Here is a 4467-nt window from a genome sequence, read left to right on the forward strand (position 1 = left end):
CCGCCCGCCGCCGCACTGGCATGAGCCGCCCGACTGGCAGCCGCAGCCGCAGCTTGAACCGCAGCCGCACGCGCCGAGAACGGGCAGGTGCAGCGCTTCGGCCGGGGCTTCCGGGCGGGGTTCGGTCGTAGGGGAATCGGCCATGGGATCCTCCTCAAAGGCGTGCACGGATGGCGCCTGTGCCCATTGCATGCCCGCTGTGGCGGGCGCATCAACGGCGCATCTCCGGCGCATACGCGCAAACACCTCTGTGCGCCCGCCCATCTTTCGAGTGCACTGTGCCCGGCCGTACCTTGACGGCCGTCTGTTGACGGCCGCGCCTTGACGTCCGGACCCGCCGTGCCGAAACCGAACTCCCGTACCGAAACCGACCCGCCGAACCCGCCGTACCGGCCCCGCCTTCGCCTACGCTCCCTCGACCGGCGTCTCCACCGGCTGGATCTCGTCCGCGTGCTCGCCCGTCACCAGGTAGACGACACGGTTGGCGACTGCGACCGCGTGGTCCGCGAACCGCTCGTAGTAGCGGCCGAGCAGCGTCACATCGACCGCCGTCTCGATGCCGTGCTTCCACCGGTCGTCCATCAGATGCTGGAAGAGCGTGCGGTGCAGCAGGTCCATCTCGTCGTCATCCTGTTCGAGCTGGAGGGCCAGCTCGACGTCCTTGGTGATGATGACCTCGGCCGTCTTCGCCATCAGCCGCTGCGCGAGCTGCCCCATCTCCAGCAGCGTCGCGTGCAGGTCGTGCGGCACGGGCGAGCCCGGGAAGCGGAGCCGCGCCAGCTTGGCGACATGCTGCGCCAGGTCGCCCGAGCGCTCCAGGTCCGCGCTCATCCGCAGCGAGGTGACCACGATCCGCAGATCGGTCGCGACCGGCTGCTGCCTGGCCAGCAGCGCGATGGCCCTGGCCTCCAGGTCGTGCTGGAGGTCGTCGACCCGCTGATCGGCGGCGATCACGCTCTCGGCGAGCTTGAGATCGGCGTCGAGCATGGCCGTCGTGGCACGGCCGATGGCGGAACCGACCAGCCGGGCCATCTCGACCAGGTCCTCGCCTATCGAGTCCAGTTCCTCGTGGTACGCGTCCCGCATGGGGTGTTCCCTCTCTTGACTTTGACCTGCTGACCTTGCTTGACCTTGACGTTCTCCACCCGAGGCCGGGCCTTCGACCACCCGGAGTCGGACCTTCGACCGAGGGCCGGGCGCGGCTCCGGCCGGGCCCGAGCGCGGCTTCGACCGGGGCCCGGCCCGCGATGTGGCCCCCCACGTTCCCACGTTCTGTCCGTTACGCGTCGGGCGCCTCCCGCACAAATGAACCAGCGCTATTCCCTTGGTGAACTCTGGGCGACGAGTGTCGGAGGAGACACCTCGACGGCTGGGAGACTGTCCTCGGGCGCCCGTAACCTGGTCGCATGGACGTGAACGCGGCGGTCGCCGCATTGGCAGCGATCGCCGGGGTGTGCACCGGCGTGATCGCCATGCTGGCGTTCCGCTGGAGCGAGCGCGACCAGGCACGGCCCACCCGTACCTCCCTGCACACGGACGCCGTGCTGCCTCCGGGTGTCGACACCGTGCTCTCCGTACTGCGCTCCTCCGCCGTCGTGCTCGACGAGAGCGACTCCGTCGTCAAGGCCAGTTCTGCGGCGTACGCGCTCGGGCTGGTCAGAGGCGGCAAGCTCGCCGTCGAGCCGATGCTCCACATGGCGCGGGACACCCGGCGGGACGGCGAGATAAGGCAGGTCGAGCTCGATCTGCCCAGGCGCGGTACGGGCCGCGGCGAGGCGCTCGCCGTCTCCGCCCGTGTCGCTCCGCTCGGCTCCCGGCTGGTGCTCCTCCTGGTCGAGGACCTCACCGAGGCGCGCCGGATCGAAGCCGTACGGCGTGATTTCGTGGCGAATGTCAGCCACGAGCTGAAGACGCCCACGGGTGCGCTCTCCCTGCTCTCCGAGGCTGTCATGGACGCCTCGGACGATCCCGAGGCGGTCACCCGCTTCGCCGGCCGGATGCAGATCGAGGCGACCCGGCTCACCAATCTCGTACAGGAGCTCATCGATCTCTCCCGGGTGCAGAACGACGACCCGCTGGAGGACGCCGAGCCCGTACGCGTGGACGAACTCGTCGCCGAGGCCATCGACCGGTCCCGGCACGCCGCGTCCACCAAACAGATCACCATGGCGTCGGGCGGCACCGTCCATCTCCATGTGTGGGGCAATCGCGGCCAGCTCGCCGCGGCCCTCGGCAATCTCGTCGAGAACGCCGTCAACTACTCTCCGGCCCGTACGCGCGTCGGTATCGCCGCGCACCGCGTCTCCGCCACCGGCGGCGACCTGATCGAGATAGCGGTGACCGATCAGGGCATAGGTATCTCGGAGAAGGACCGGGAGCGGATCTTCGAACGGTTCTACCGCGTCGACCCGGCCCGCTCCCGGGCCACCGGCGGTACGGGGCTCGGCCTCGCCATCGTCAAGCATGTGGCCGCCTCGCACGGCGGGGAGGTCACCGTATGGAGCTCGGAGGGCCAGGGCTCCACCTTCACCCTGAGGCTGCCCGAGGCCGGCGCCGTACGGGATCGCTCATCCGTGATCCCTGACGACGACGACCGGACCGCCCATCACAGCGACACCGACACCGACACCGAGACCAGCCTTGAGCTGGATGATCCCCCGACCGTGATTGCTGCCCCGGAGGTCCTTCCGTGACCCGAGTGCTCGTCGTCGAGGATGAGGAATCCTTCAGCGACGCCCTTTCCTACATGCTCCGCAAGGAAGGCTTCGAGGTCGCGATCGCGACCACCGGGCCCGCGGGGCTCGACGAGTTCGAACGCAACGGCGCCGACCTCGTCCTCCTCGACCTGATGCTGCCCGGCCTGCCGGGCACCGAGGTCTGCCGTCAGCTGCGCGGCAGGTCCAATGTCCCGGTGATCATGGTCACCGCCAAGGACAGCGAGATCGACAAGGTCGTCGGCCTGGAAATAGGGGCCGACGACTATGTGACCAAGCCCTTCTCCTCGCGCGAGCTGGTCGCCCGTATCCGCGCCGTGCTCCGCCGTCGGGGCGAGCCGGAGGAGGTCACGCCGGCCGCGCTGGAGGCGGGCCCGGTACGGATGGACGTGGACCGCCATGTCGTCACGGTCTCCGGCGGCAAGGTGGATCTGCCGCTGAAGGAGTTCGACCTGCTGGAGATGCTGCTGCGCAACGCGGGCCGTGTGCTGACCCGTATGCAGCTCATCGACCGGGTCTGGGGCGCGGACTATGTCGGTGACACCAAGACTCTCGACGTTCATGTCAAGCGTCTTCGCGCGAAGATCGAACCGGACCCGGGCGCTCCGCGCTATCTGGTGACGGTGCGAGGACTGGGCTACAAGTTCGAGCCGTAAACCGGCCCGACCCTCCGGCCCAGCGGAACCTTGTTTTGCCGCGCGCGTGCGCCTGAGCGTACGCGCGTGATCGTGCGTGCGTGATCGTGCTCACAGCCGCAGCATTCACAGCAGCAGCTTCAAAGCCGCAGCGCTGTGGCGCCCTGCCCGGTCCTTCTCTTCCGGGCGGGACGCCACAGCGCTGCGTGCGTTGTGGCGTGTCCTGGCTCTACTTGCTCTGCCGCCTCTGCTGCCTCTAGTGAGTGGAGGCGGACGCGGAGTCCGACGGGCTCGACGTGTTTTCCGTGGTGGTGAGCGGCCCGCCGGCCGCGCCCGACTGCGCGTCCGCCGGAGAGCCGGAGACGGATCCGGCGGGCGTGCCCGACGCGCCCGGCGACGGCGACACGGGAGCCGAGAGCGACGGCGACGGCAGGGCGCTCGGGCCGACGCCCTTGAAGTAGGTGTCCGACGGGAAGACGAAGGCGCGCAGCCCCACATCACCGGTCTCGCTGAACGTGAACACGACCTGTTGCGCGTCGCCGTCCTTCGCGGCCTCGCGGCCGTTCTCGATCACGGCGGACGCGTTGCCCTCACCGCCGAGCTGGACCCAGCCGCCGGCCGGCACGGTGATCGGTCCCGATCCCGAGGCGGGCGAGAGCTTCACGGCGGCGCTGGTGCCGGGCAGCGTGATCGAGTCGAGCGTCTGTCCGCTCCTGCCGTTGTTGAAGACCGTGCCGGTGACAACGGCGGGGCCCTCCGCGTTGGCCTCGGGCTGGGTGACCACCGTCGCGTTCTGGATGGAGATATCACCCACGGAGGTGGCGGCGCTGTCCGGCTTGACGCCGAGCGTCTGCGCGTTGTTGCCTGCGCCGCACGCGGTGAGCGGGGCAAGCGAGAACACGAGGGCAGAAGCGGCGAGGACGCCGCGTCGAAGGCTGCGGCTCACGGCGGCGGCAACTCCTAGGACGTACGGACGGATAGGGCTCAGGGCTGGACAACACCGAGAACCTGGCGCGGTGTCGGCGGTACCGACGGTGCTCAAGGCCTTCAGCGGGCTTAGGTTACCGAGCCGTCGCCGGCGCCCCGCACCCGACCCGCCTCCAGCGCCCTGGCGCCGC

At 69.6% G+C, this 4467-nt stretch carries 4 protein-coding genes; 2 read left to right on the forward strand and 2 right to left on the reverse strand.

Annotated elements, in window-relative coordinates; genetic code table 11:
* Positions 1–405: 405 nt before the first annotated feature.
* Positions 406–1086: a phosphate signaling complex protein PhoU gene (gene phoU, locus GA0115259_RS02960; protein ID WP_093590400.1), complete on the reverse strand. Its 681-nt coding sequence runs from the start codon at positions 1084–1086 to the stop codon at positions 406–408.
* 320 nt (positions 1087–1406) lie between these two features.
* Here phoU and GA0115259_RS02965 point away from each other — a divergent pair, with 320 nt between their 5' ends.
* Positions 1407–2693: a two-component system sensor histidine kinase PhoR gene (locus GA0115259_RS02965; protein ID WP_237539717.1), complete on the forward strand. Its 1287-nt coding sequence runs from the start codon at positions 1407–1409 to the stop codon at positions 2691–2693.
* Positions 2690–3370: a two-component system response regulator PhoP gene (locus GA0115259_RS02970; RefSeq protein ID WP_046498012.1), complete on the forward strand. Its 681-nt coding sequence runs from the start codon at positions 2690–2692 to the stop codon at positions 3368–3370. Before GA0115259_RS02965 ends, GA0115259_RS02970 begins: the two co-directional genes overlap by 4 nt.
* Before the next feature lie 235 nt (positions 3371–3605).
* Here GA0115259_RS02970 and GA0115259_RS02975 read toward each other — a convergent pair whose 3' ends face one another.
* The gene (locus GA0115259_RS02975) at positions 3606–4295 is read right to left on the reverse strand and encodes a DUF461 domain-containing protein (protein WP_093590403.1); all 690 of its coding nucleotides are present in this window, start codon (positions 4293–4295) and stop codon (positions 3606–3608) included.
* Positions 4296–4467 lie beyond the last annotated feature (172 nt).

The sequence above is a fragment of the Streptomyces sp. MnatMP-M17 genome (genome assembly GCF_900091995.1).
In the GTDB taxonomy this organism is placed as follows: domain Bacteria; phylum Actinomycetota; class Actinomycetes; order Streptomycetales; family Streptomycetaceae; genus Streptomyces.

Coding starts and splice junctions, on each gene's coding strand:
- GA0115259_RS02965 (WP_237539717.1), top strand. CDS start 1,407: ATGGACGTGAACGCGGCGGTCGCCGCATTGGCAGCGATCGCCGGGGTG.
- phoU (WP_093590400.1), bottom strand. CDS start 1,086: ATGCGGGACGCGTACCACGAGGAACTGGACTCGATAGGCGAGGACCTG.